This is a genomic window from Pseudomonas sp. S2_A02 (assembly GCF_054668495.1).
In genome coordinates, this window is sequence record NZ_CP162776.1 from 1,299,769 (window position 1) to 1,319,922 (window position 20,154).

Consider the following 20,154-nt stretch of genomic DNA (forward strand, 5'->3'; position numbering starts at 1 on the left):
ATCGCCCTCCCCTCATTCAAGGCCTTACTGATCGCGCACATTGTTCGTTGTCGATGGGCTGCTAACACCTGCCTTCCTTGCCAAAAACTGCGTGTAGAGGCCGCCCGCAACATCAGCACCAATAACCGCGATGACTATGCCGAGTCCGGCTGCCAGGTACAGGTTGCTCCAAAGGGCCATTGCGAGCAGCAAAGTGGCCATACCCAAAAGACCAGATGCCAGAAAGCGCAAAGCCACGCGCTGCAGGATCTGACGCAGTCCAAGATCGCTACCTGATGCCCTCAGCATCTCCCCAGACAAACCGGCCATGCTCAACAACACCAATAGCCAAAGGGGCACATCGGCGAGAGCTTGATGCTCTGTGTTCATCTGTAGTCCTCAAATAGGTTCGGCCTCCATGTCACTGTCATCCGCGCAGAGCAAAGAGCCAGGCATGGGGCCGAAAACGAAAAAGCCCCGCTCAATGGCAGGGCTTGTAAGTAGGTACAAAAAACCCGACTCGATGGCCGGGTTTTTGAAAGCGTCTCGCTGCGTTCACAGCAACACACGCTGCTATAAAAACAAATCTATTCCGCGCGGAAAAGGTCTTTTTTCAGAATCCGTCATGATTCCTCAGCCCGTCGCGTCCTGCTTGCGTGATCACATAACCGTCCGAGCCATTTGACTCAAGAAAGCCACGTTTGACCAATGAGTCGATTGTCCTGAAAGAGTAAGTTTCTAATTCTTCAGGCCCACGCTGAAACTTACTGTCTGGGTAAAGCACGTAACCAAGGGAAGCAGAATTGAGTGCCACGCTTTGGATCTCTGTCAGTCGGACCCTGGAAGCTGGCGTCGACGGTGGCACGAACTGTTCCACCTGTGCCGCGTGTTTCACCTGCTCCAGCTCCCCTTCTCTCCAGTCACTAGCCTCGACATTCCTGGCCTTTTTTCTAAACCGAAGCACTACAAAAGCAATCGCAACCAACACCAGTGCACCTTTTACATACGCATCCATGTAAATGTCTCGATGTTAAAACACTGATGATAGCCAGCAATAGGCCATCAAGGTCAAGCGGCCACCCTCATGTCACTTACTGCACAGTCGACCCACGCCGCCCCGGCCCTGACTAGCTCCCTCGCCTTTCCCTCACTGACCCCAAAGTGTTTTCCCACTCGCACCATGGGCCACTTTTCGCCGAAGTACAGCCAGAGTACATCGCCCATTTGCTGATCCCGATGTGTGAGCCTGGCCACTGCATTGTCGATAGCAATAGCCCAGTCGTCCGTAATGCAGTAGTTCTTGCTGGCAGACGGCTGGGCTACCGCTTGGCGCATCAGCGCTAAAGTTGGGGACGTGTAACCAGGAACCCCCATTCCATCCATTCGCCACCAGCCCCACTGTTCAAGTAGGTATTCGGTGTCTCCCAGTGGTCGCCCTGCCGGCTTACGAATCATCATGCTCTCAATCCCCTGTGTAATTTGTGCCGCCCGGTCCCAGGCGGTTCGAATGTTCGTACTGTCTTTGCGGCCCAGCCGTAGGTGGTGAACCTTTCAGCGCCGTAATTTCACGCTGAGCGTGCTGCAATTTGAAACTTAACTGGGTGACTAACTCGTCAGAAGAAAGCACCAACTTGCTACCCCGAACAACCCAACCTGAGCCGTTGCAATCAGTACAAACCAGCTCATAAAACAGCCCATTTACTACCGCTTTCCCCTTGCAGATCGGGCAAGGCTCCAGCTCGATCCGTTCCCGCTTAAAGCCAGGCACTAGCCCTTTCTCCATGTTTTGAAACCTCGCCTATGGTTGATTCTTGAATGGCCTTGTAGCCCTCGTCCTGCGTGGCTTCCAGTGCATTATCGGAATCTCCAAATCTAACGCCGGTCAACCTATGGATCTGGTCAAAACCCTTTGTATCTAGATGCGCGTGCCATTGTTCCAGGGCGTCCCGCTTGCGACCCATCACGTCCGACTGGATGTACACCTTCACGTTGTGACCCATCGCGTGATTGATCAGCAGTTCACCAATCAAGTGGTCAATGCCGAGGTCTGCCCAGCCGGTACGCGCCAACTTGCGTAGGTCGTGACTGGTCCACTCGCCCTCCCCCAGCCGTACGAACACGGCGCTCGCCTGCCCTTCGCTGAGTGTCTTGCCGTTACGCGATGGGAACAGGAATTGACCGTCATACCCTTTGAACTGCTGAATCTCGCGATAGCTGATCAATACCTTGCGCACCTGATCGGTCAGCGGCAGGCGATGCTCGACACCGGTCTTGGTGTGCTCGGCCGGAATGAACCACTCACGCTCAGCCAGGCTGATGTGCGACCAGCGTGCCTGCCGGGTTTCGCCGATCCGCGTGCCATGGCAGAGCATCATCAGAGCCAACAGGGCATCCGAAGGGTTGCTCGCCATTGCTCCGAGCAAGCGTGTCATCAGGTCTTGCAGTTGGGTGCCGCGCAACCGAGACGGCTTGATCCCGACCTTGGCCTTGGAGAAGTCGTTGAACTTGATGCTCGCCATCGGGTTGACCGAAATTAGGCCCAGCTTGAACGCCTGCCGAAAGGCCAGAGCCAGCAGCTGGAACACCGAGCGCACGTAGTCGATGGAAATGCTTTCCTGCAATGGCCACATCAGCTGGCTGTCGAGAGTGGCCTTGTCGATGTCGGTCAGCGGCAGATCACCCAGGCGCGGCATCAGGTGGCACTTGATCATCGAAGCGCCGGTCTTCTTGCGTTTCTCGGATAGGTTACGGTCGCGGGCCATTCGATCGGCATACCAAGCCAACAACTCACCGGTAGTGACCCAAGTTGAAAGCGTTGAGCCCTCGTCGGCAGCAACCCGAAGGCGCACCGCCGGCAACGCGGCCACAACCTGCTTGGTACTCAGATCTGGAAACCCGCCAATCCGGTGCCAGGTGCGTTTGCTGAGCAAGTACCAAGAACCGCGCGCTCGATTCTTCGCGAAACGAAAGTGCAACGCCGGGTAACTCGCATCGCGCAGATCGCGGATGTGCAGCTTCTTGGCACTGCGCTCAATTTCGGCATCCGAAAGTTTCACGGTCAGGGTTTTCAGTTGGGCGGTCATTGCGGGTTACCTACGGGAGCCAGAAGATCGACGACTTGAAAGGTATTCGGCCACATCGATGCGCCATAACGCTCGGCCATCGCCTGATCAACGAACAGCGCCAATGCGTGATCGGGAGTGCTCCCTAGATCCCACTTGAAAGAGCAGGAGAACACGGCGAATCGGTAGTTCTTCGGGTCAGGAACAGCCAGCAGGCGATCAGGCATTGGAGTGGCCCTCGATATTTGTTTTTTTTCGAATACCGAGACGAGACAGCAACTGAGCACGGGCGACCTGACCGTCGACGGGAATGGACTGCCGAGCCATGGTTGCCAGCAGCCGCGCATCACCGTACTCCTGAGCAAGCTGCACTTCGGGCTTCTGCGAGTCGTGCCCGATGCCGACGGCGATATCCTCAAGCGGCTTGCCCTGGACCAACATCCGGATTGTGATGTCGTACGCCCGATCGAAAACCTTGCTGGCTTTTTCCGACACCAAGCTGTTGAGGTTATGCATCTCGCACTGGAGCGCCGCATGACGCACCGCTGGGTGCGACCACACACGGGAAGAGGCGCGGCTCGGGTCCAAATTGACCAGGGCTTCGCGGAAAGCCTTATCGTGTGAAGGGACGCCTAACATCTCAGGCGTTGGCTGGCACCACTTTACGAACTTACCAACGCTCGGCGCGAAATCGCCGCCGTACTGTCGGCAGTTCTGAAGCCCATACCGGATCTGCTCAAGGGTATTGATTCCGGCGACGATGAACGCCTTGATCCAACTACGCTTTGCAGCTCGCAAGGCATCGTCGTCGGGCCAGGCCTGTTTCCATGCCGGAAAAATCGCCTGTAGCTCTTTGAACAATGCGTTAACGACGTCGGTGGTGCCGGGTGGCAATTGCTTCGGTTGAACCAGCGCAACGGGGGGCAGGTTTCCCATCGTGCCGAGCAATTGAGTAGCGCTACGCGGCGCTTTCATCTCCATCACAAATCCCCCAGATCATCAGCCCAGCTGGAGTCATCGAAGTCAGGCTGCGCAGATTGGCCTCCGGCACGCTTCACCTGCTCACGCTTGATCCACTTGACCAGTCGAAAGCACCAGCCAGACTGGCTGTCGACGGTCACAGGCTTGGCAACGAAGAAGCCCTTAAAATCAGCGAACAACTCATCAGTCACCGACTCAGCAGGCAGCCCGGCGATTGCGAGTTGATCAGCCAATCCCTTCTCACTCGGTACCCAGGCGGCGAACATGGCGAAGCGTTGGCGTTCATTCAGCGCATCGACGGCGGCCTGGTCCTGCTCGGCAATCACATCGGAAATCTCGCGCTGCAGCTGCTCTTCGGTTCCTTGATGGTTAAGTGATGTATTGGGTGCAGCCGCTGCACCCCGTTCTGCTCCAGGCTGCACCCCGTTCTGTTGTGAGTTGCACCCCGCTGCGTCATTTGCACCCCGATTTGTACGGGGTGCAGGATTTGCACCCCGCGCTAGTTGGAGGTCGTAAACGACTGGGCGGCGGTCATGACGATCGATGTGCACGGCGGCAATGGCTTGATTGCCCTTCTGAATCAGCCCGCATTTCTCTAGATCATCCAACTTGTAGCGGACCGTGCGCTCGGAAAGGCCAGTGTCCAGGGACAATGTCGAAGCCGAAGGGAATGCACCAGCGCCGTTGGAGCCGGCATAGTTGGCCAGGCACAGCAGCACATGACGAGCGCTTGGGTCTTTCAGGGATTGGGTGGGCAGAGAGAGCGCCCATGACATTGCTTGGACACTCAAAGCGTAATTCCTTGAAGTTGTTCAACCAGCGTGACGTTGCCTGATCGAGTCACCATCACTTTTATATCGCACACGACATGGTGATGTTTGCCGGTGAATTCGTTGATCTTCCGGCTTGACATGATGACCGTATTGCTTGGAGCAACGATCGTGTTCATAATGGCCCCACAGAGTTTTACAAGTTGTTGAAAGCTGGGTTGCAGCCCGGCTTTTTTGTGTCTGCGATTCAGGCGGCCCTGAGCGACTCGCGGAGAACCTGAAGTGCGTCGATCGCCTCAAAGATTGCTTTCTCGCCCTGAGCTTTTTCGTGCTGACTGATGTGGTTATCCTCGGCAGCATCAAAAATTAGCCGGCCAACATCCCCGCACTCTGCCGAAAGCTGCCCAAGCGCAACCATCAACGGCTTGACCGCAGGCTTTTCCCGCGCAATCAAGTCGAACCCGAACTGATCGGCCAGAGCGGTCAATGGGCGCATGTCACCGGTGTGCAGCAGAACGCCGAACAAATGTTCGATAGTCAGATGATGCGCGGCGTTGTCCGGGTTGGAGCGCTGAAGCAGGCTCACATGCGACATGCACATTTTCCCTGCCAGCTCCTCTGCCCCGCTTTCCTTGATGGTGGTGTGGCAAGCCCTCAAGAAATCTTCCATTCGTAAAACCTCAAATTTGTTTCCGTGGCGCCCTGCCAGTGCGTGGGCGAAAATTTGTTCAATGGATGGTTGACTGTGTTGCTATACAGCGGACTGGGACCGCTTTATTCGCATGCACAGCTCACGCGCAGTAACTTTTCCACCAGTCAACTCTTCAGCCTTGAATGCCTTTTCGGCGCCCATCGGGTGAATCCCGGCCACCCAGTACGAAACTGCGGCCTGGGAAACGTCGAGCGCCAAAGCTGTTTTGGTTTGCCCGCCGAAGAAGTCGACGAGCCTTTCGATAGGGGTCATGTGGGAGCCCTCATAATAAGCATGCTTATATCCTAAGTAGAAGGACACTTATTTGCAAGCCAATAAGGGAACTTATAAATTCCAGCGGATGAGCACACTCGCCGAAAGAATCAAATCCGCACGAAATCACGCCAAGCTGACGCAGAAGGCTCTCGCCCTAAAGGTGGGGGTCGAGCAGCCAGTGATTTCGCAGCTGGAGACAGGAAAGAACCTTCAAAGCGCACACCTGCCAAAAATTGCACATGTGTGTGGGGTGAACGCTATCTGGCTCTCCGAGAACATTGGGCCTATGACTGGCTCGAGCGCTGTCGACTCAAACGTAAGTAACGCTCGCCAACCCGTTGAGTCCTACCGCTACCCGGTTATCAGCTGGGTCGCCGCCGGCGCCTGGGCTGAAGCCGTTGAGCCCTACCCTGCCGGATTCTCTGATCGATACGAATTTTCCGAATACGACTCGAAGGGCGCTGCGTTCTGGCTTGAAGTCAAAGGCGACTCGATGACATCGCCTGTCGGCCAGAGCGTTACCGAGGGCACGCTGATTCTGGTGGACACTGAGGCAGAAGCAGTGCCCGGGAAGCTGGTGATCGCCAAGCTGCCAGACAGCAATGAGGCGACCTTCAAGAAGTTGGTCAATGATGGCGGAAAGCTGTTCCTGAAACCGCTGAATCCTGCCTGGCGAATCGAGCCATTCGATGAGGACTGTCGGATCGTTGGCGTTGTGGTGCGGGCGCTTCAGAAGTTTTAGGGCGATGGTCCAGCGGCAGATTTTGATCCTGGGGCATGTCCTCTGGTGGGCGATGTACTCGCGTTAAGACAAAGCGATGCCCTGCTGAAGGGTTACCGAATGCAGAAGAAACAACCGGAAAGTAAAGTCGCAGCGACTGCTGCTGAAATTGAGCGCTCTATCCAGGCCCTGAACAAAATGGCTGAACGCCTTTGGGGAGATGGCCGTGAAGCTGAGGCGAAAGCCCTCCTTGATGCCTTGGACGCACTAAACCGGGCGCTTGATCGGATCAGGATTGGAGAGAGTCGCAGGATTGCGACTCTCCATTAGGGCGTACGAGTCACCGACGGCTGAGTTGAAGGCTGGGCAAATAACCTAAACCAAGGACGAACACTGATGGGCTTTATAGAGTTTTTCGCCGACCTTCTGTCTGCGTTTGGCAATTTCCAGCCCTCTGGCACCAAGCCTCGCAGGGTCTTCACGCGCAGATTTGTCGCATTCTGCGTGATGGTGACTGTCCTTGAGTTGATGACGCTGAACCATTTCTACAGTGGGCGCTAGAAATTCTTTGGGCATGTGCTGATGAGGTAAAAGCGGGGAGGATTGTGCGGGAAAGCTGATCCAGCTTGAATGAACCGAACACCATCTTTACACTAGGTGTAATGACGTCACTTGACGCCTTTTACGCCTTGATCTAGAGTAGCGCCATGGACGTTGAATTTGACGATGAAGACCTGGATAGACTTGAGGTTGAAGCTCGGTTCACAGCAGGTCATTCACAGGACGTAGTTCGCGCCTTCCGAAGACGCATGCAGCAAATTCGTGCGTTTAGTGATGAGAGAGATCTATACGCAGTGAAGTCGCTGCATTGTGAAAAATTGAAAGGAAGCAGAGAAGGCCAGCATTCGATCAGACTAAATCTACAGTGGCGTCTAATTCTGGAAATCAGAGGCAATCACCCCTGCAAAGTCATCGGAATCGTTGAAATAGCCGACTATCACTGACAGGAGAATTATTATTATGAGCGCACGCGTGCCTGCTGAAGTATTTCCGCCAGGAGAGTTCCTGCGGGAAGAGCTGGAAGCGCGAGAGTGGAGTCAGCAAGAACTTGCGGACATTCTGGACCGCCCGCCGCGCCTTATTAGTGAGCTGATCGCTGGGAAGCGAGCCGTAACGCCTGAAACAGCGAAAGGGCTTGCCGAGGCTTTCGGAACATCTGCTGAGTACTGGATGAGTTTAGAGAGTCAATACCAGCTCTCTAAAGTTAAAACAGAACACAGCAGTGTTGCTAGAAAGGCTAATTTGTATAGTAAATTCCCTGTGCGGGAAATGCTTAGGCGCGGCTGGATTCAGGCAAGTGAAAACCTTGATGTTCTTGAGCAACGGTTTTGTGATTTTTTCAACATCCCTACACTACAAGACCATCCAAGTCTGACTCACTACGCAAAAAAAACTGATGTGGCTTTAGATGTTACTTCTCTTCAGCTTGCATGGCTTTTCCGTGTCAGGCTCATGGCCGACAGACAGGTCATTGCATCTTATAAAAAAGAGAAATTACTAGCCGCCGTAGACAGTTTAAAAAACTTACTGTTGTCGGCTGAAGAAATTCGACACGTACCGAGATTCCTTGCAGAAGCCGGCGTTCGACTAGTGTTTGTAGAGGCTATATCTGGTTCAAAAATAGATGGCGCCTGCTTCTGGCTGTCAGAGGACAAGCCTGTGATCGGCATGACCCTGCGTTACGACAGAATAGATAATTTTTGGTTTGTATTGCGCCACGAGATTGAGCACGTTCTAAGGGAAGATGGACGACACTCCGATATGCCAATAGTAGACCTTGATTTAGGATCTGCTGATGGCGAGCTAGACGAGTGCGAGAAACTTGCCAACGAAGCAGCGCAAGATTTTTGCGTTTCAGCAAAACAGCTTAACGATTTTGTTTCTCGCGTTCAGCCATACTTCTCAGAGCAAAAGGTTATTTTGTTCGCACAAAGAATTAAAGTCCACCCTGGGATAGTTGTAGGTCAGCTCCAGAGAAAGCTTGATCGTCATGACTTCCTTAGAAAGCATCAAGTAAAAGTAAGAAGCTTCGTCTTGCCTTCGGCTGACGCCGATGGCTGGGGATCACTTTCAAGCTGAAGGGGTACTTATGACTGCTTATTCCAACCAGATAAAGTTGTATCTTGAAAGATACAAGAGAGAAGTCGGTGATGATGGCCTGATTGATGCTCACGCAATTGCGGCGTGGGCATATAAAAACGGCCTTCACAAACCAAATACTAAAACAATTATTGACGCGATTGCTTCAGATATTTCTCAAGCTTTTCGTGAAGAGTACAGAACCAACAAGAATGGTCAGCGCTACAGAGCAAAACACGCCGTCAGGTCGAAAAAAGGAAATAAAACACTTTCGCTCTGGGCTGATATAGATGACGAGTTAGCACCTCGAGAACACTTTGTGAGGTCTTTCGCTCAGCGTAGGCAGCAAATTGTAGGTGATTGCTATCAACTGAAAACAGATGTGGATGTGTACAACACGAAAGATCACTCTCAGGAGCCAATCCAGATAGTTCTCGACTTCACATATGACGTCGAGGAGCTTCAGCTCCCCTTTCAGGACAGCGCTGCTGCATAAAACCCAAGCCCGGCCCAGCGCCGGGCTTTAACGTTCTCTCTCCTCACTGCTACGCTTCCCATTCCCTCGAACGGAGTCGAAGCCATGCCCACCAACGAATACTCTCTCCCCGATATTCTTGAGCGCATTCATGAAAATCAACACGCCTTGGAAGCCGCCATTATGGAGCTAACGCTGCTGGTTGAAAGTCAGGGCGCGATCGAGATAGCCGGTAACGTCCGCGGCGCTCTGGATACGATCCGCGAGAATGCCGGGCATATCAATCAAGGACTGGCCAGGTTGAAGACTCAGGGACCGGACTGATTGAGGTCCTGATATATACAACAAAATTTGAGCCCGCCAAGCGCGGGCTTTTTTACGCCCGAAGAAAAGGCGAGAGCCAGCCTCCTACTTCCGAACAAGATAGGACATGTCTCTTGCCAAAATACGGCAGGAATAATACTGTATATACATACAGTTAAAGCAAGGAGCTTCTTATGTCGAAAATCGCGTCACCCGTATCACAAGCCAAAGACTCATATGAATTGGTTGGCCGGCGCATCCAACGCCTGATAGCTGCGCCCGGCGTTCAAAAGATCCAGGCCATAACTGTCACCAGACTCGAAGCAGAACCCGCTGAAGCATGGCAGCAAGTCCTTCAGGAGATTGAAGAGACCAGTGGTGTAAGCATGGAGCGCCTTGAGAGCGGCGCGGTAAGGATCGGATGGCGAGAGTACTGCGAAGCCTGAAATGAGCCCGCCTTCGAGCGGGCTTTTTATCGTCTTCGCAAAAATATATAAGCGTGCTTATTGACGAACAAAATAAGCTGCCTTATATTTCGAGCCAAGCCAAGACATCACCGGCCCAGCAGCGAAAGCCGCGCCGCTCTTTAACAGTCAGCGCAACAAACAACAGACCGCATTGCCTCTACCGGCGACCGGCGAGCAGATAGGCCCGAAAGCCTTCCAACGGCAGGAACAACCTGGACGGCTGCTCGATGGTGAAACGCCAGAACCGTTTACGCCCAGCAGGCACGAATGACCCGGCAAGCAATGCGCCCCGCCCCTCCGGCGGCAATAGGACATACAGCATCACTGCTGCACCTTGGCGACAGGGTGCATCGGGATGTAATCCCTACCCAGAGGAATCGCAATGAATCAAACCATCAGACAGAGCCAAGCCATTCTCCAGGGATTGCGCCTCCGGACATCACTCGAAACCAGCACCATGTATCAAATGATCGGCCGTGACGAACCCGTCCGCACACCGCGCTACAACGTCTTGCCCCGAGGCAACAACACCTTCGTGGTAATCGATCGCTCCACTGACACGCCAAAGGGTGAACGGTTCGGTCATGACAGCGCCTGCCAGCTCGCCCAACAGCTCGAGGACAACGCCGACTTCTTCGCCGCGCGCCGCAAGTCAATGAAGAAGTTTTACCGCACGCTTCTGCGCTGGACTGCCGGCGCGGCTCTGATGCTAATCGTGTTCGCCTACTACGGATCGGGCCATTGAGGCGCATCAACAACCAGGTGCGCCAGCGCCGACGACAGACATGGCTGGATATACCGGCCCACGGAAGTGAAGAGGCAGGCCATGACCGAGGAACAGAAGGAACCGACAGCAGAGTCGGTGAAGCAGAAGAAAAAGCGCGAGAAGGAAGCAGCCCGGAACGCCGCGCTGGGCATCGAGAAGTTTACGGTTGAGGTTGCCGGGGTTTTCAAATCCGACCTGAAAAAGGTCATGGCCGCCCACCGCATCAACAACCAGCAGGACATCCATCAGCGGCTACTGGTGAACCTGATCGGCGCCGACTTCGAAACGCAAGCCTGGATGCTGCGGAATGTCACGACACCTTATGAGATAAACGAAAAGGTGTCGCAGTCATTCCGCGCACGGAGCCTCCGCGCACTGGCAAAAGAACCTAGCGAGCCCGCGGATGAAATCATCGAGCCCAATTGCACAGACCGAACCAAAAAAACTTAGTTTTCGGTTTGCACAATGACGGACACTCACGAATTTAAAATTTCGACATATTTAGCAGGCAGCAACGCAACTTCCCCCCACTTTAATTCATTAAGAGCAAGCCCAATTCCGCTTTGTCGCACTCGCCCATAAGCTATAACGGTCCGGCCGACGGCAGATTTATTGATGCCATGATGATCACCGTCGGCAACTGAAATTTTTAGACTGAAGTCTTTATAACCCAAGTTGGACGAAAACTTCAAAAATACAAATCGCACGTTCCATGGGTTATTACCTGCATCACCGACACTCGTAATAACTCCATGGATAAGAACTGGGTGCTCAGTCACATCAGTGGCTGGAGTCACCGGCCTTAAAGCGTCTACTAGAAGCTGAGCATGCTGAGCTTCTGGAAAGTAATAGTACTTATATAGATTTGAATCAAATTTTCTACAGATCCCTGCAACAGATGTCAAAACGCTAGGCACTGTAAATTTTTTACCGCGATATCGGCTAATTGGCACCTCTGACAATTCGCCATTTTGGTCTTCGACCTTCGTTTGGTCATACACACTGGATTCGATGTCTGGTGAAATTGGCCGGCTTTGCATAAAGCCTTTAATAACGACAAGCGCACCATCAACAATAGCTTGGTTTGCCTCTTCCTCGGTCGTGTAATTTTTTCCTACCGCCGGCTTTGTCCTAAGGCTGCACTCAGTCTTGATTCCTCTTTTATGTGCAAAAAAAGCACTTCGTCCCCTTTTATTTGCATCCTCATCTTCTGGGGAGCGAAACAATGGGCAGCAACATTCTGGGCAGAAAATTTTGCCTTTCATTTCGACATCATACTCAGAAACTAGGACAGGTTTTCCTGTCTGCCTGAGCAATGCCTGGCTGCCATTCGAGAAGCTCCACCCTGGAAGAAGTAGAGCGTGCTTGATCCTATTACTCGCACCTGTTTGTGGTGTTTTGTTCCTACCGTCAGCCATGACATTTCCTTTTTTTTGTAAGCGCTTCGCTCCAATCAAACACAACCGAAATTAAATTGCCACTACACCATTGTCGCATCCGGTCACGGAGGGCGGCGCCTACCCGAGGTAACAGCAATGCCTGTTCTCCACAGCGTGATTCATAAGATCGACAAGAAGCCCGACGGCAATCCCGCAGTTCTTCACCGCAGCGCCGGCGAACTGATCGAAAGCCAGGCCCGCGACGAGCTGATTCAACAGTTCAACGAAAGCTACAACGCGAAGCCCGGGAAAGGCTGGGGTTTCTTCCATGCTGAATCCGGCGCCCATCCATTCAGCGGTTGGCTCGGCAAATACCTGGCTGGTACTGATGATTTTATGGAATTCAGCAGCACGGCCGTCGAGCACTTACAAAAGCTAATGGAAGAATCCTGCCTGACGGTTGGCGGCAACGTACTCTTCTGCCATTACCTGCAAGGCCTGACCGATTATCTGGTCGTCGCTTTGGTGCAGGAAACAGAAGCGGTGGTCGTGACTGACGGCCTAACACTGATGCCAATTCGGCGCCTGGATCTCGACAGCATTTTCCTTGCTGCGAGAATCAATCTGTCTGAATGGAAAAACAACCCGGCCTCAAAGCAATACTTGTCGTTCCTCAAGGCGAAGAAGGGCCGGCGCGTCACCGAGTACTTTCGCGACTTCATCGGCTGCCAAGAAGGGGTTGACGGTCCGGGCGAAACCCGAACTCTGCTGAAGGCCTTCAGCGACTTCGTTGAAAGCGAAGACTTGGGCGAAGATTCTGCTCGAGAGAAGACCAACACGCTGGTCAGTTACGCGATGGCCCAAGCCAAGATGGGCGAGGCAATCACCCTCGACGAGTTGTCCGAACTGCTCGATGAAGATCAGCCGAAGAACTTCGCAGACTTCATCCAGGCCAAGGACTACGGTCTTTCCGCCTCACTTCCACCAGACAAGAAGACCCTCAACAAATTCCGGCGCTTCACCGGCCGGGCCGATGGCCTGTCGATCAGCTTCGAGCAGCACCTCCTTGGCTCGAAAGTTGAGTTCGACGAAGCAGGCGGCAAGCTGACTCTGCGCAATCTGCCTATCCAGCTCACCGACCAACTCAAGCGCGCAGCCGCCTGACCTCCTCTCACCTATTGCGCGGCTTGGCTTAAAAGATGGTCTGCAAGTGCGGGCATATCGAAGAAGACAATATCTCGAGCATCACCAGTGCTAAGCGACCTGTCGCTCAATTCAAGGTTTCTTTTAATGAACCCCAAGTGCCTAATCAAATCAGCTTTGCGGGACCATTCACCGCCAACGCTATCCATCAACGGCTTCAGCCTACTGATAAGCCGCTCGTACAGTTCTGTTAGCGCTCGATCATCTGACTCATCCCAAAGCCTGTGCAGGTCAAGCGCTGCTCGGTAAGCACGGTGATACTCAGAAAGCTGGGTAATTCCGACCATTTCGATCTCCTTCATCTGGCTCCATGCCAGGCCATCAAGCAATAGCCCACAAACACACTTCACGCCAGCCGGCGATGATCCACTATGACTCTGCCGCAGACTCAGTCATAGCCGCCCTTCATATTGCGGATGATCGGGTGCGCGTCACTCCGAAGATATACTCTGAGCTTCAGGCCGCTGGAGCAAGTTATCACTGAGTACTTTTCCGTGGGTTGCAGCTTCTCAGCAACAACCTCCGAGCAGTCCCAGCCGTAGGTATTTAGCGCATGCCATGCCAGGTCCGCCTTGCTTAGGTTCCGACTGCTATGAGCATGTGAGAGATCATGATTGAACTCAGAATCTTCAGCCTTGGTTGCTTCCCTCGGGGGAGATGCTTGAACTGGCGCGACCTGTGCTTGAGCAACGCTGTAGCTAGGAGTGACTTTGGCGGTTGGATTGTTGTGACTATCAATCATTCCCTTGCCGACAAGACCAGCGAGCCCAACTGCCAAAACAATCCCAATAGTCCTTCTCTCCACAACAGCGTGCCCCACTCAAAAGACATTGATCATGTCAGCTTGAGCTGACTTCAGTCCACAACTTGAACCCATAACAACTATCCACCGCCCGGGCATGACCCGGCATAGGACGCCCCATGCCCACAGGAAACAAACCGGCCGAGCCGCAAGCGAGCGTGGCAACCGGTGCTGACCTCGAAGCAGCCACCTGGACCGACTTCGTCCAACGCCTGCGCCATGACTGCGTTGGTGCAGGTGTGCGAGATCACTGCACCGCCAACGCAATCTTCATAGTACAGGCCAAGCGCATCATCTACGGCATTGATACCGACTACAGCGACAATCGTGTGCTGATCGATCATTGCAACGAGGGCGAATGGTTCTCGCCGGAAGAATTCTGGGCCGATCAGGATCATGACGAGCGCACTGCTTTAAACAAGGCGATGCAGGCTTGGTCGAGCTGCCAGTTCATGAAGGCCGACGAGTCTGATCAGTGGTATGTGCTGGGCGATCTGGAGGGGCACAGCATCACTGGATGGCAAGAGACCTGGGAGTACGTCAACGCGCACTTCACCAAGGACGCCGCCGAGGCGTTCATCCGGCGCAAGAAACACGACTACCGCAAAGGCATGCGGGTCTACGTCGATTCGCAGTACTACGCCTGGGAGTTCAACGCGATCAAGGAAGCGATCCTCGACGGCACGCTGACCTATACACCGAAGGTGTCAGCATGAAGCGCATCGACAAGACTTACTAAGAAAAAAATTGCTCCTGCTCTAAATCATCCAGCTCATCAATCCACTTTTGCAAAAGCTTTGTATGATTATCCAGCTTCTTAATAACATCCGGACTAACAACTAAAAGAGGATTGTCTAGAAACCCGGCCGCAAACTCTCCATAGTTAGCAATCTCTCGCATACCGACCATAAAATGGACCATCTCAACACTTAACGCCACTACCGATAGCTCTCTTAGCATCGCAGCAGACTGCTTAGCATTGTGCGCGGAAGCACGGGCACCATCTAGTGAAGTGGTCAGACTTCTACGATACTGAAAATCCAAGAGTGCGGTACGCAGTCGCTTCTGAACGCCAAGCAAATGATCCATTAACGCTCTTGTTGCTTGCAGGCCATCGAGACGGCCCTTAACGTCTTTATCTCGAAGCTGTTTTTGCTGTTGGTAACTCTGATAGGAAGGCACCGCTATTGCCACTATGACTGCAAGTAACCCACCGATTGCTTGCGCCCACCCTGCACTATCTGGAGGTAACCATCCGTTCTTCACCCAGTACGCTACTGATCCGACAAGAACCCAACTACTGGAACTAAGAAATAAAAGTGCCCAAAGCAACGTTACTGAGTAACGGACCGTTTTTTCTGATAAGGGATTATTCAATTAAAACATTCCTTGTTGGTCAAGCGATTAAAGAGGATACATCCTTGGAGCAAAAAAAATCTAGAAGCATAAAGATCGCCAAAAGATAGTAAACCTGCCCCTCTGTAACCCCTCCACCTTCTGCCGCCACGCGCGGCATGGAGCACCCAATGAAACGAGAGCTGATCAAGATCAGTGAGTTCCAGCGTCGGCGCTGGGGCGAAAACGGCACCCCGCAATGCCCCCAGGCGATCCGCAACCACATCCGCAACGGCGTGGTACCCGGCGAGCAGATAGGCAAACTCTGGTACGTTGACTGGACAGCATTCAACCGCTCGGACGGCAATGATCTAGTGGCGATGGTATTGAAAGGAGCTGCATGATGGTCCCACGGCCGCGCAACAAGGCGAACAAGAGCCTCCCGCAGAACCTGTACTTCGATTCGCGGCGCTCGACCTATCGCTACCGGCGGCCTACCGACGGTAAGTGGTTTCAGTTCGGCACCGACCGAATCAAGGCGATCGACGCCGCGAAGCAGTTGAACCTGGAGTTCATGCGCGGCGCTGACCTGATCGGCGCCGTACTGGGTAGCACATCTGAATCGTTCGCGGGGTTCCTCGATACCTACGAGCGCGACGTACTGCCGCCGCGCGAATTGGCCAAGGGGACCCTAGGTTTGTACGCGGTGCATTTTCGGCGTTTCCGGAAGCATTTCGAAGGAAAGGCCATCGACCAGATCACCATCCGCATGATCGCGGAGATGCTGGACGCCCTCACCCCGCGCACGGCCAACCAGTGTCGGGCCCTGCTGATCGACATCTTTAACCACGCAGCGGCCAAGGGTCTGTGCCCAGATAACCCGGCGGCCAGCACCATCAACCGGATCGAGAAGAAGCAGCGCAAACGGCACACGATTGAAGGCCTGAAAGCCATCCGCGAGAAATCGCCGGTCTGGCTGCAGAACGCTATCGACCTTGCACTGATCACCGCGCAGCGCCGCACCGACATCCTCAACATGCGATTCGATGGTGTTCGGGAAGGGTATTTGTATGTGGTGCAACAGAAAACGGCCAAGGCCAGTGATGCGGCATGGATCCGGTTCAAGGTGACCGAAGAACTTCAGGCCGTGATCAGCCGGTGCCGGGATGATATCGCCTCCCCGTACCTGGTCCATCGCCGTCCCGATCGCCTGAAACAGAAACAGGCGCAGACGAAGGATCATTGGACGCAGGTTGAAGAGCGGTATTTGACGCGGGCCTTCAAGGAGGCTCGGGAGTTGGCAGGTTGTTACAAAGGATGGAAGGAAGAGGAAATGCCGGGCTTCCACGAAGTGCAGGCGCTGTCGCTGCACCTGTACCAAAAAGCCGGAAAGGACGGGCAGAAAATCGCTGGCCATGCGAGCGAGAGCATGACCAAGAACTACCAGAAAGACCACGCAGAAATCGTCTGGTCGGAGGCAATTCCAGACCTGAATATTAGCGAAATCAGCGGGTAGTTTTGCGCAAGTTTTGCGCGGGTTTTGCGCAGGCACAAAAAAGCCGATCTATCTGATCGGCTTAACTGCCTGATTTTACTCAGGAAATATGGTCGGGACGGAGTGATTCGAACACTCGACCCCTAGCACCCCATGCTAGTGCGCTACCGGACTGCGCTACGCCCCGACTAGGCGTTACATCTGTCCCTCATCTCGAGGAACGCTCAAGAATATATCGCAAGCTTTTGAAAACTGGAAGTATTTAAAAGCAGGAATTTATTTCTTGAGCACCACCAGAACATCTTCAAGCTCGGCGATCATCTGGCGGATCATTTGTTTGTATTGGGTGGTGTCGTCTTTGGCTTCATCGCCGGACAAACGCAAGCGTGCGCCGCCGATGGTAAACCCCTGATCGTAAAGAAGCGCGCGGATCTGCCGGATCATCAGCACGTCCTGGCGCTGATAATACCGGCGGTTTCCGCGGCGTTTGACGGGGTTGAGTTGAGGAAACTCCTGCTCCCAGTAGCGCAGCACGTGCGGTTTTACCGCACATAGCTCGCTGACTTCACCAATGGTGAAGTAGCGTTTGCCCGGGATGACGGGTAGTTCGTCGTTATGACTTGGTTCCAGCATAAGCCTCAACTCGGGCCTTCAACTTCTGCCCTGGACGAAAGGTGACCACACGGCGAGCCGTGATCGGGATTTCTTCTCCCGTTTTCGGATTGCGGCCAGGCCGCTGGCGTTTGTCCCGAAGGTCGAAATTGCCGAAACCGGACAATTTGACTTGTTCGTTGTCTTCAAGAGCGTGCCTGATTTCTTCAAAAAACAGTTCGACCAATTCCTTGGCCTCCCGCTTGTTCAGGCCCAGCTCTTCATACAGACGTTCCGCCATCTCAGCTTTCGTCAAAGCCCCCATACGTCACTTCCTTAACGTGGCGTTCAACCTTTGTTCGAGCGAGGTGAGGATATTTTGCGTCGTGGTATTCACCTCATCGTCATTAAGAGTGCGCGATGGATGCTGCCAGGTCAAGCCGACTGCGAGGCTTTTTCTATCAGGATCAATGCCTTTACCCTGATACACGTCAAATAGCCTGAGGTCTGTCAGCCATTCACCTGCATTTTCACGGATTACGTCCAGTACGGCAGTGGCCGCAACGTCTTTATCCGCCAGCAGTGCAAGGTCACGACGCACTTCAGGAAAGCGCGATAACTCCTGGAATTTAGGCATTTTGCCCAAAGCCACTTCGGCCAGAACCAGCTCGAATACGAAGACCGGACGGTCGAGACCGAGGGTTTTCGACAATTCAGGGTGGATCGCGCCAACGAAACCTACCAAACGGCCTTCACGCTCGATGCGCGCGGTTTGACCCGGGTGCAACGCAGGGTGTTTGCCCGGCACGAAAGTGAACGAATCCAGTGCGCCTGCGAAGCCCAGTACCGCTTCCACATCAGCTTTGACGTCGAAGAAATCCACGACGTCGCGACCTTGTGCCCAGCCTTCCGGCAGACGGCTACCGCACACCACACCCGCCAGCATCGGCTCTTGCTTCAGGCCTTCCAGCTGACCGACGAAGCGCAGGCCGCTTTCGAACAGGCGGACGCGATCCTGTTGACGGTTCAGGTTGTGCTGAAGCGCCTTGACCAAACCAGGCCACAGGGACGAACGCATCGCAGCCATGTCGTTGGAAATCGGGTTGGCCAGCAGCAGCGGCTCGACACCCGGATTAAACAACTCAAACTGTTTCGGATCGATGAAGCTGTAAGTGATCGCTTCCTGATAACCACGAGCCACCAGCAGACGACGCAGTTCAGGCAGATCGCTGCGCGCTTCGGCCTTGGCTTGCGGCGCCAGACGGGCTTGCGGGTAGCGAACCGGCAAACGGTTGTAACCGTACAGACGGGCCAGCTCTTCGATCAGGTCGACTTCCAGGCTGATATCGAAACGGAAGCTTGGCACTTCAACGCGCCACTGCCCTGCCCCATCGGCAGAAATGGCCAGGCCCAAGGCGCTGAGCAGACGCTCGACTTCGGCCGAATCCATTTCCATACCCAGCATCTGAGTAATGCGCTGGGCACGCAGGGTGATCGGCGCGATCGACGGCAGGTGCTGCTCGCTGACGGTCTCGATGATCGGACCCGCTTCGCCACCGGTAATTTCCAGCAGCAGGCCAGTGGCACGCTCCATGGCTTCACGGGCCAGTTGCCAATCCACGCCACGCTCATAGCGGTGCGAGGCATCGGTGTGCAGGCCGTAGGAACGAGCCTTGCCAGCGACAGCAATCTGGTCGAAGAACGCGCTTTCCAGGAAAATATCGCGAGTGGTCGCGGTGTTGACGCCGCTGTGCTCGCCACCCATGACGCCGGCGATAGCCAAGGCACGTGTGTGGTCTGCAATCACCAGCGTATCGCTACGCAGGCTGACTTCCTGACCGTCGAGCAACACCAGCTTCTCGCCTTCTTCGGCCATGCGCACGCGGATGCCGCCATTGATTTCGGCGAGATCGAAGGCGTGCAGCGGTTGACCCAGTTCCAGCATCACGTAGTTGGTGATGTCGACGGCGGCGTCGATGCTGCGCACGTCGGCACGACGCAGACGCTCGACCATCCACAGCGGCGTAGGCTTGGACAGGTCGACGTTACGGATCACACGACCCAGGTAACGCGGGCACGCGGCCGGTGCCAGTACTTCAACCGAACGCACTTCATCGTGCACGGCCGGAACGGTAGCAACAACCGGACGAGTGACGTTGGCGGCGTACAGCGCGCCGACTTCGCGGGCCAGACCGGCCAGCGACAGGCAGTCACCGCGGTTCGGGGTCAGGTCGACCTCGATGCTCGCGTCGTCAAGGCTCAGGTACTCACGAATGTCCTGACCGACTGGTGCATCGGCCGGCAATTCCATCAGGCCATCGTTGCCTTCGCCGATTTGCAGCTCGGCCTGGGAGCACAGCATGCCGTTGGATTCAACGCCACGCAGCTTGGCTTTCTTGATTTTGAAGTCGCCCGGCAGTTCGGCGCCGATCATCGCGAACGGGATCTTCAGGCCGGGGCGCACGTTTGGCGCACCGCACACTACCTGGAAGGTCTCCGAGCCACTGCTGACCTGGCAAACACGCAACTTGTCGGCGTCCGGGTGTTGCTCGGTGCTCAGCACCTCGCCCACCACCACGCCACTGAATTCACCGGCGGCCGGCGTAACGCTATCGACCTCAAGACCGGCCATCGACAGACGAGCAACCAGCTCGTCGCGACTTACCTGCGGGCTTACCCAGCCACGCAGCCATTGTTCACTGAATTTCATCCTGCTCTC

30 protein-coding genes and 1 tRNA gene are annotated in these 20,154 nt (G+C 54.4%); 13 read left to right on the forward strand and 18 right to left on the reverse strand.

Annotated elements, in window-relative coordinates; all coding sequences use genetic code 11:
- Positions 1 to 24: 24 nt before the first annotated feature.
- The 10 genes from AB4O41_RS05725 to AB4O41_RS05770 all read right to left on the reverse strand — a co-directional run bounded on the left by AB4O41_RS05725 (position 25) and on the right by AB4O41_RS05770 (position 5,756).
- Positions 25 to 369: a phage holin family protein gene (locus AB4O41_RS05725; protein WP_258696673.1), complete on the reverse strand. Its 345-nt coding sequence runs from the start codon at positions 367 to 369 to the stop codon at positions 25 to 27.
- A gap of 223 nt (positions 370 to 592) precedes the next feature.
- Entirely contained in the window at positions 593 to 994 is a 402-nt protein-coding gene (locus AB4O41_RS05730) for a hypothetical protein (RefSeq protein ID WP_460146647.1), read from the reverse strand.
- A 53-nt stretch (positions 995 to 1,047) separates the two neighbouring features.
- The gene (locus tag AB4O41_RS05735; RefSeq protein WP_460146648.1) at positions 1,048 to 1,437 is read right to left on the reverse strand and encodes an antiterminator Q family protein; all 390 of its coding nucleotides are present in this window, start codon (positions 1,435 to 1,437) and stop codon (positions 1,048 to 1,050) included.
- 296 nt (positions 1,438 to 1,733) lie between these two features.
- A complete protein-coding gene (locus tag AB4O41_RS05740) occupies positions 1,734 to 3,062 on the reverse strand; it encodes a tyrosine-type recombinase/integrase (protein WP_460146649.1) in 1,329 nt (442 codons plus the stop codon).
- Positions 3,059 to 3,268 carry a hypothetical protein gene (locus AB4O41_RS05745; protein ID WP_460146650.1) on the reverse strand — a complete coding sequence of 70 codons (210 nt, stop codon included), beginning with the start codon at positions 3,266 to 3,268 and terminating at the stop codon, positions 3,059 to 3,061. The genes AB4O41_RS05740 and AB4O41_RS05745 overlap by 4 nt, the downstream gene beginning before the upstream one ends.
- Entirely contained in the window at positions 3,261 to 4,022 is a 762-nt protein-coding gene (locus AB4O41_RS05750) for a replication protein P (protein WP_460146651.1), read from the reverse strand. Before AB4O41_RS05750 ends, AB4O41_RS05745 begins: the two co-directional genes overlap by 8 nt.
- Complete coding sequence (locus tag AB4O41_RS05755) at positions 4,022 to 4,798, reverse strand: helix-turn-helix domain-containing protein (RefSeq protein ID WP_460148295.1); 777 nt, start codon at positions 4,796 to 4,798, stop codon at positions 4,022 to 4,024. The genes AB4O41_RS05750 and AB4O41_RS05755 overlap by 1 nt, the downstream gene beginning before the upstream one ends.
- Positions 4,799 to 4,809: 11 nt before the next feature.
- Complete coding sequence (locus tag AB4O41_RS05760; protein WP_460146652.1) at positions 4,810 to 4,971, reverse strand: hypothetical protein; 162 nt, start codon at positions 4,969 to 4,971, stop codon at positions 4,810 to 4,812.
- A gap of 68 nt (positions 4,972 to 5,039) precedes the next feature.
- Positions 5,040 to 5,462 (reverse strand): phage regulatory CII family protein, encoded by a 423-nt coding sequence (locus AB4O41_RS05765; protein ID WP_460146653.1) that lies wholly within the window; start codon positions 5,460 to 5,462, stop codon positions 5,040 to 5,042.
- Between the two features lie 81 nt (positions 5,463 to 5,543).
- Positions 5,544 to 5,756: a Cro/CI family transcriptional regulator gene (locus tag AB4O41_RS05770; RefSeq protein ID WP_460146654.1), complete on the reverse strand. Its 213-nt coding sequence runs from the start codon at positions 5,754 to 5,756 to the stop codon at positions 5,544 to 5,546.
- Between the two features lie 88 nt (positions 5,757 to 5,844).
- Here AB4O41_RS05770 and AB4O41_RS05775 point away from each other — a divergent pair, with 88 nt between their 5' ends.
- The 7 genes from AB4O41_RS05775 to AB4O41_RS05805 all read left to right on the forward strand — a co-directional run bounded on the left by AB4O41_RS05775 (position 5,845) and on the right by AB4O41_RS05805 (position 9,843).
- Positions 5,845 to 6,501: a LexA family protein gene (locus AB4O41_RS05775; protein WP_460148296.1), complete on the forward strand. Its 657-nt coding sequence runs from the start codon at positions 5,845 to 5,847 to the stop codon at positions 6,499 to 6,501.
- Between the two features lie 99 nt (positions 6,502 to 6,600).
- Positions 6,601 to 6,810 (forward strand): hypothetical protein, encoded by a 210-nt coding sequence (locus tag AB4O41_RS05780; protein ID WP_460146655.1) that lies wholly within the window; start codon positions 6,601 to 6,603, stop codon positions 6,808 to 6,810.
- Positions 6,811 to 7,187: 377 nt separating this feature from the next.
- A complete protein-coding gene (locus AB4O41_RS05785; RefSeq protein WP_415760297.1) occupies positions 7,188 to 7,484 on the forward strand; it encodes a type II toxin-antitoxin system RelE/ParE family toxin in 297 nt (98 codons plus the stop codon).
- Positions 7,485 to 7,500: 16 nt separating this feature from the next.
- Positions 7,501 to 8,619, forward strand: coding sequence for a HigA family addiction module antitoxin (locus tag AB4O41_RS05790; RefSeq protein ID WP_460146656.1), 1,119 nt, complete (start codon positions 7,501 to 7,503; stop codon positions 8,617 to 8,619).
- 10 nt (positions 8,620 to 8,629) lie between these two features.
- Complete coding sequence (locus AB4O41_RS05795; protein WP_460146657.1) at positions 8,630 to 9,115, forward strand: hypothetical protein; 486 nt, start codon at positions 8,630 to 8,632, stop codon at positions 9,113 to 9,115.
- A gap of 84 nt (positions 9,116 to 9,199) precedes the next feature.
- Positions 9,200 to 9,418: a hypothetical protein gene (locus AB4O41_RS05800; protein ID WP_460146658.1), complete on the forward strand. Its 219-nt coding sequence runs from the start codon at positions 9,200 to 9,202 to the stop codon at positions 9,416 to 9,418.
- Positions 9,419 to 9,591: 173 nt separating this feature from the next.
- On the forward strand, positions 9,592 to 9,843 hold the full coding sequence (locus AB4O41_RS05805) for a DUF1654 domain-containing protein (RefSeq protein WP_460146659.1): 252 nt from the start codon (positions 9,592 to 9,594) through the stop codon (positions 9,841 to 9,843).
- Between the two features lie 178 nt (positions 9,844 to 10,021).
- On the opposite strand, the gene AB4O41_RS05810 is transcribed toward AB4O41_RS05805, so the two are convergent.
- Complete coding sequence (locus AB4O41_RS05810) at positions 10,022 to 10,189, reverse strand: hypothetical protein (protein WP_460146660.1); 168 nt, start codon at positions 10,187 to 10,189, stop codon at positions 10,022 to 10,024.
- A 57-nt stretch (positions 10,190 to 10,246) separates the two neighbouring features.
- On the opposite strand from AB4O41_RS05810, the gene AB4O41_RS05815 reads away from it, so the two are divergent.
- Together AB4O41_RS05815 and AB4O41_RS05820 are read left to right on the forward strand one after the other, a co-directional pair.
- The gene (locus AB4O41_RS05815; RefSeq protein WP_460146661.1) at positions 10,247 to 10,609 is read left to right on the forward strand and encodes a hypothetical protein; all 363 of its coding nucleotides are present in this window, start codon (positions 10,247 to 10,249) and stop codon (positions 10,607 to 10,609) included.
- Between the two features lie 81 nt (positions 10,610 to 10,690).
- A complete protein-coding gene (locus tag AB4O41_RS05820) occupies positions 10,691 to 11,080 on the forward strand; it encodes a hypothetical protein (RefSeq protein WP_460146662.1) in 390 nt (129 codons plus the stop codon).
- A 26-nt stretch (positions 11,081 to 11,106) separates the two neighbouring features.
- Here AB4O41_RS05820 and AB4O41_RS05825 read toward each other — a convergent pair whose 3' ends face one another.
- Positions 11,107 to 12,048 carry a hypothetical protein gene (locus AB4O41_RS05825; RefSeq protein WP_460146663.1) on the reverse strand — a complete coding sequence of 314 codons (942 nt, stop codon included), beginning with the start codon at positions 12,046 to 12,048 and terminating at the stop codon, positions 11,107 to 11,109.
- Positions 12,049 to 12,165: 117 nt separating this feature from the next.
- Between AB4O41_RS05825 and yejK the strand changes: the two genes are divergently transcribed.
- Entirely contained in the window at positions 12,166 to 13,173 is a 1,008-nt protein-coding gene (yejK, locus tag AB4O41_RS05830) for a nucleoid-associated protein YejK (RefSeq protein WP_460146664.1), read from the forward strand.
- An 11-nt stretch (positions 13,174 to 13,184) separates the two neighbouring features.
- Here the strand turns inward: yejK and AB4O41_RS05835 are convergent, their stop codons facing one another.
- Positions 13,185 to 13,514, reverse strand: a complete 330-nt coding sequence (locus tag AB4O41_RS05835; RefSeq protein WP_460146665.1) for a hypothetical protein — start codon at positions 13,512 to 13,514, stop codon at positions 13,185 to 13,187.
- Positions 13,515 to 14,133: 619 nt separating this feature from the next.
- Here AB4O41_RS05835 and AB4O41_RS05840 point away from each other — a divergent pair.
- Positions 14,134 to 14,730, forward strand: a complete 597-nt coding sequence (locus tag AB4O41_RS05840) for a hypothetical protein (RefSeq protein ID WP_460146666.1) — start codon at positions 14,134 to 14,136, stop codon at positions 14,728 to 14,730.
- Between the two features lie 19 nt (positions 14,731 to 14,749).
- Here the strand turns inward: AB4O41_RS05840 and AB4O41_RS05845 are convergent, their stop codons facing one another.
- Positions 14,750 to 15,391: a hypothetical protein gene (locus AB4O41_RS05845; protein ID WP_460146667.1), complete on the reverse strand. Its 642-nt coding sequence runs from the start codon at positions 15,389 to 15,391 to the stop codon at positions 14,750 to 14,752.
- A 149-nt stretch (positions 15,392 to 15,540) separates the two neighbouring features.
- Here AB4O41_RS05845 and AB4O41_RS05850 point away from each other — a divergent pair, with 149 nt between their 5' ends.
- Positions 15,541 to 15,753, forward strand: a complete 213-nt coding sequence (locus AB4O41_RS05850; RefSeq protein ID WP_045060620.1) for a hypothetical protein — start codon at positions 15,541 to 15,543, stop codon at positions 15,751 to 15,753.
- Entirely contained in the window at positions 15,753 to 16,865 is a 1,113-nt protein-coding gene (locus AB4O41_RS05855) for a phage integrase Arm DNA-binding domain-containing protein (protein WP_460148297.1), read from the forward strand. The genes AB4O41_RS05850 and AB4O41_RS05855 overlap by 1 nt, the downstream gene beginning before the upstream one ends.
- Positions 16,866 to 16,954: 89 nt before the next feature.
- On the opposite strand, the gene AB4O41_RS05860 is transcribed toward AB4O41_RS05855, so the two are convergent.
- The 4 genes from AB4O41_RS05860 to pheT all read right to left on the reverse strand — a co-directional run bounded on the left by AB4O41_RS05860 (position 16,955) and on the right by pheT (position 20,145).
- Positions 16,955 to 17,031, reverse strand: a tRNA-Pro gene (locus tag AB4O41_RS05860).
- 89 nt (positions 17,032 to 17,120) lie between these two features.
- Positions 17,121 to 17,477: a MerR family transcriptional regulator gene (locus AB4O41_RS05865; protein WP_003179985.1), complete on the reverse strand. Its 357-nt coding sequence runs from the start codon at positions 17,475 to 17,477 to the stop codon at positions 17,121 to 17,123.
- Positions 17,458 to 17,760: an integration host factor subunit alpha gene (gene ihfA / locus AB4O41_RS05870; RefSeq protein WP_002553164.1), complete on the reverse strand. Its 303-nt coding sequence runs from the start codon at positions 17,758 to 17,760 to the stop codon at positions 17,458 to 17,460. The genes AB4O41_RS05865 and ihfA overlap by 20 nt, the downstream gene beginning before the upstream one ends.
- A 3-nt stretch (positions 17,761 to 17,763) precedes the next feature.
- Positions 17,764 to 20,145: a phenylalanine--tRNA ligase subunit beta gene (pheT, locus tag AB4O41_RS05875; protein WP_460146668.1), complete on the reverse strand. Its 2,382-nt coding sequence runs from the start codon at positions 20,143 to 20,145 to the stop codon at positions 17,764 to 17,766.
- Between the last annotated feature and the right edge of the window lie 9 nt (positions 20,146 to 20,154).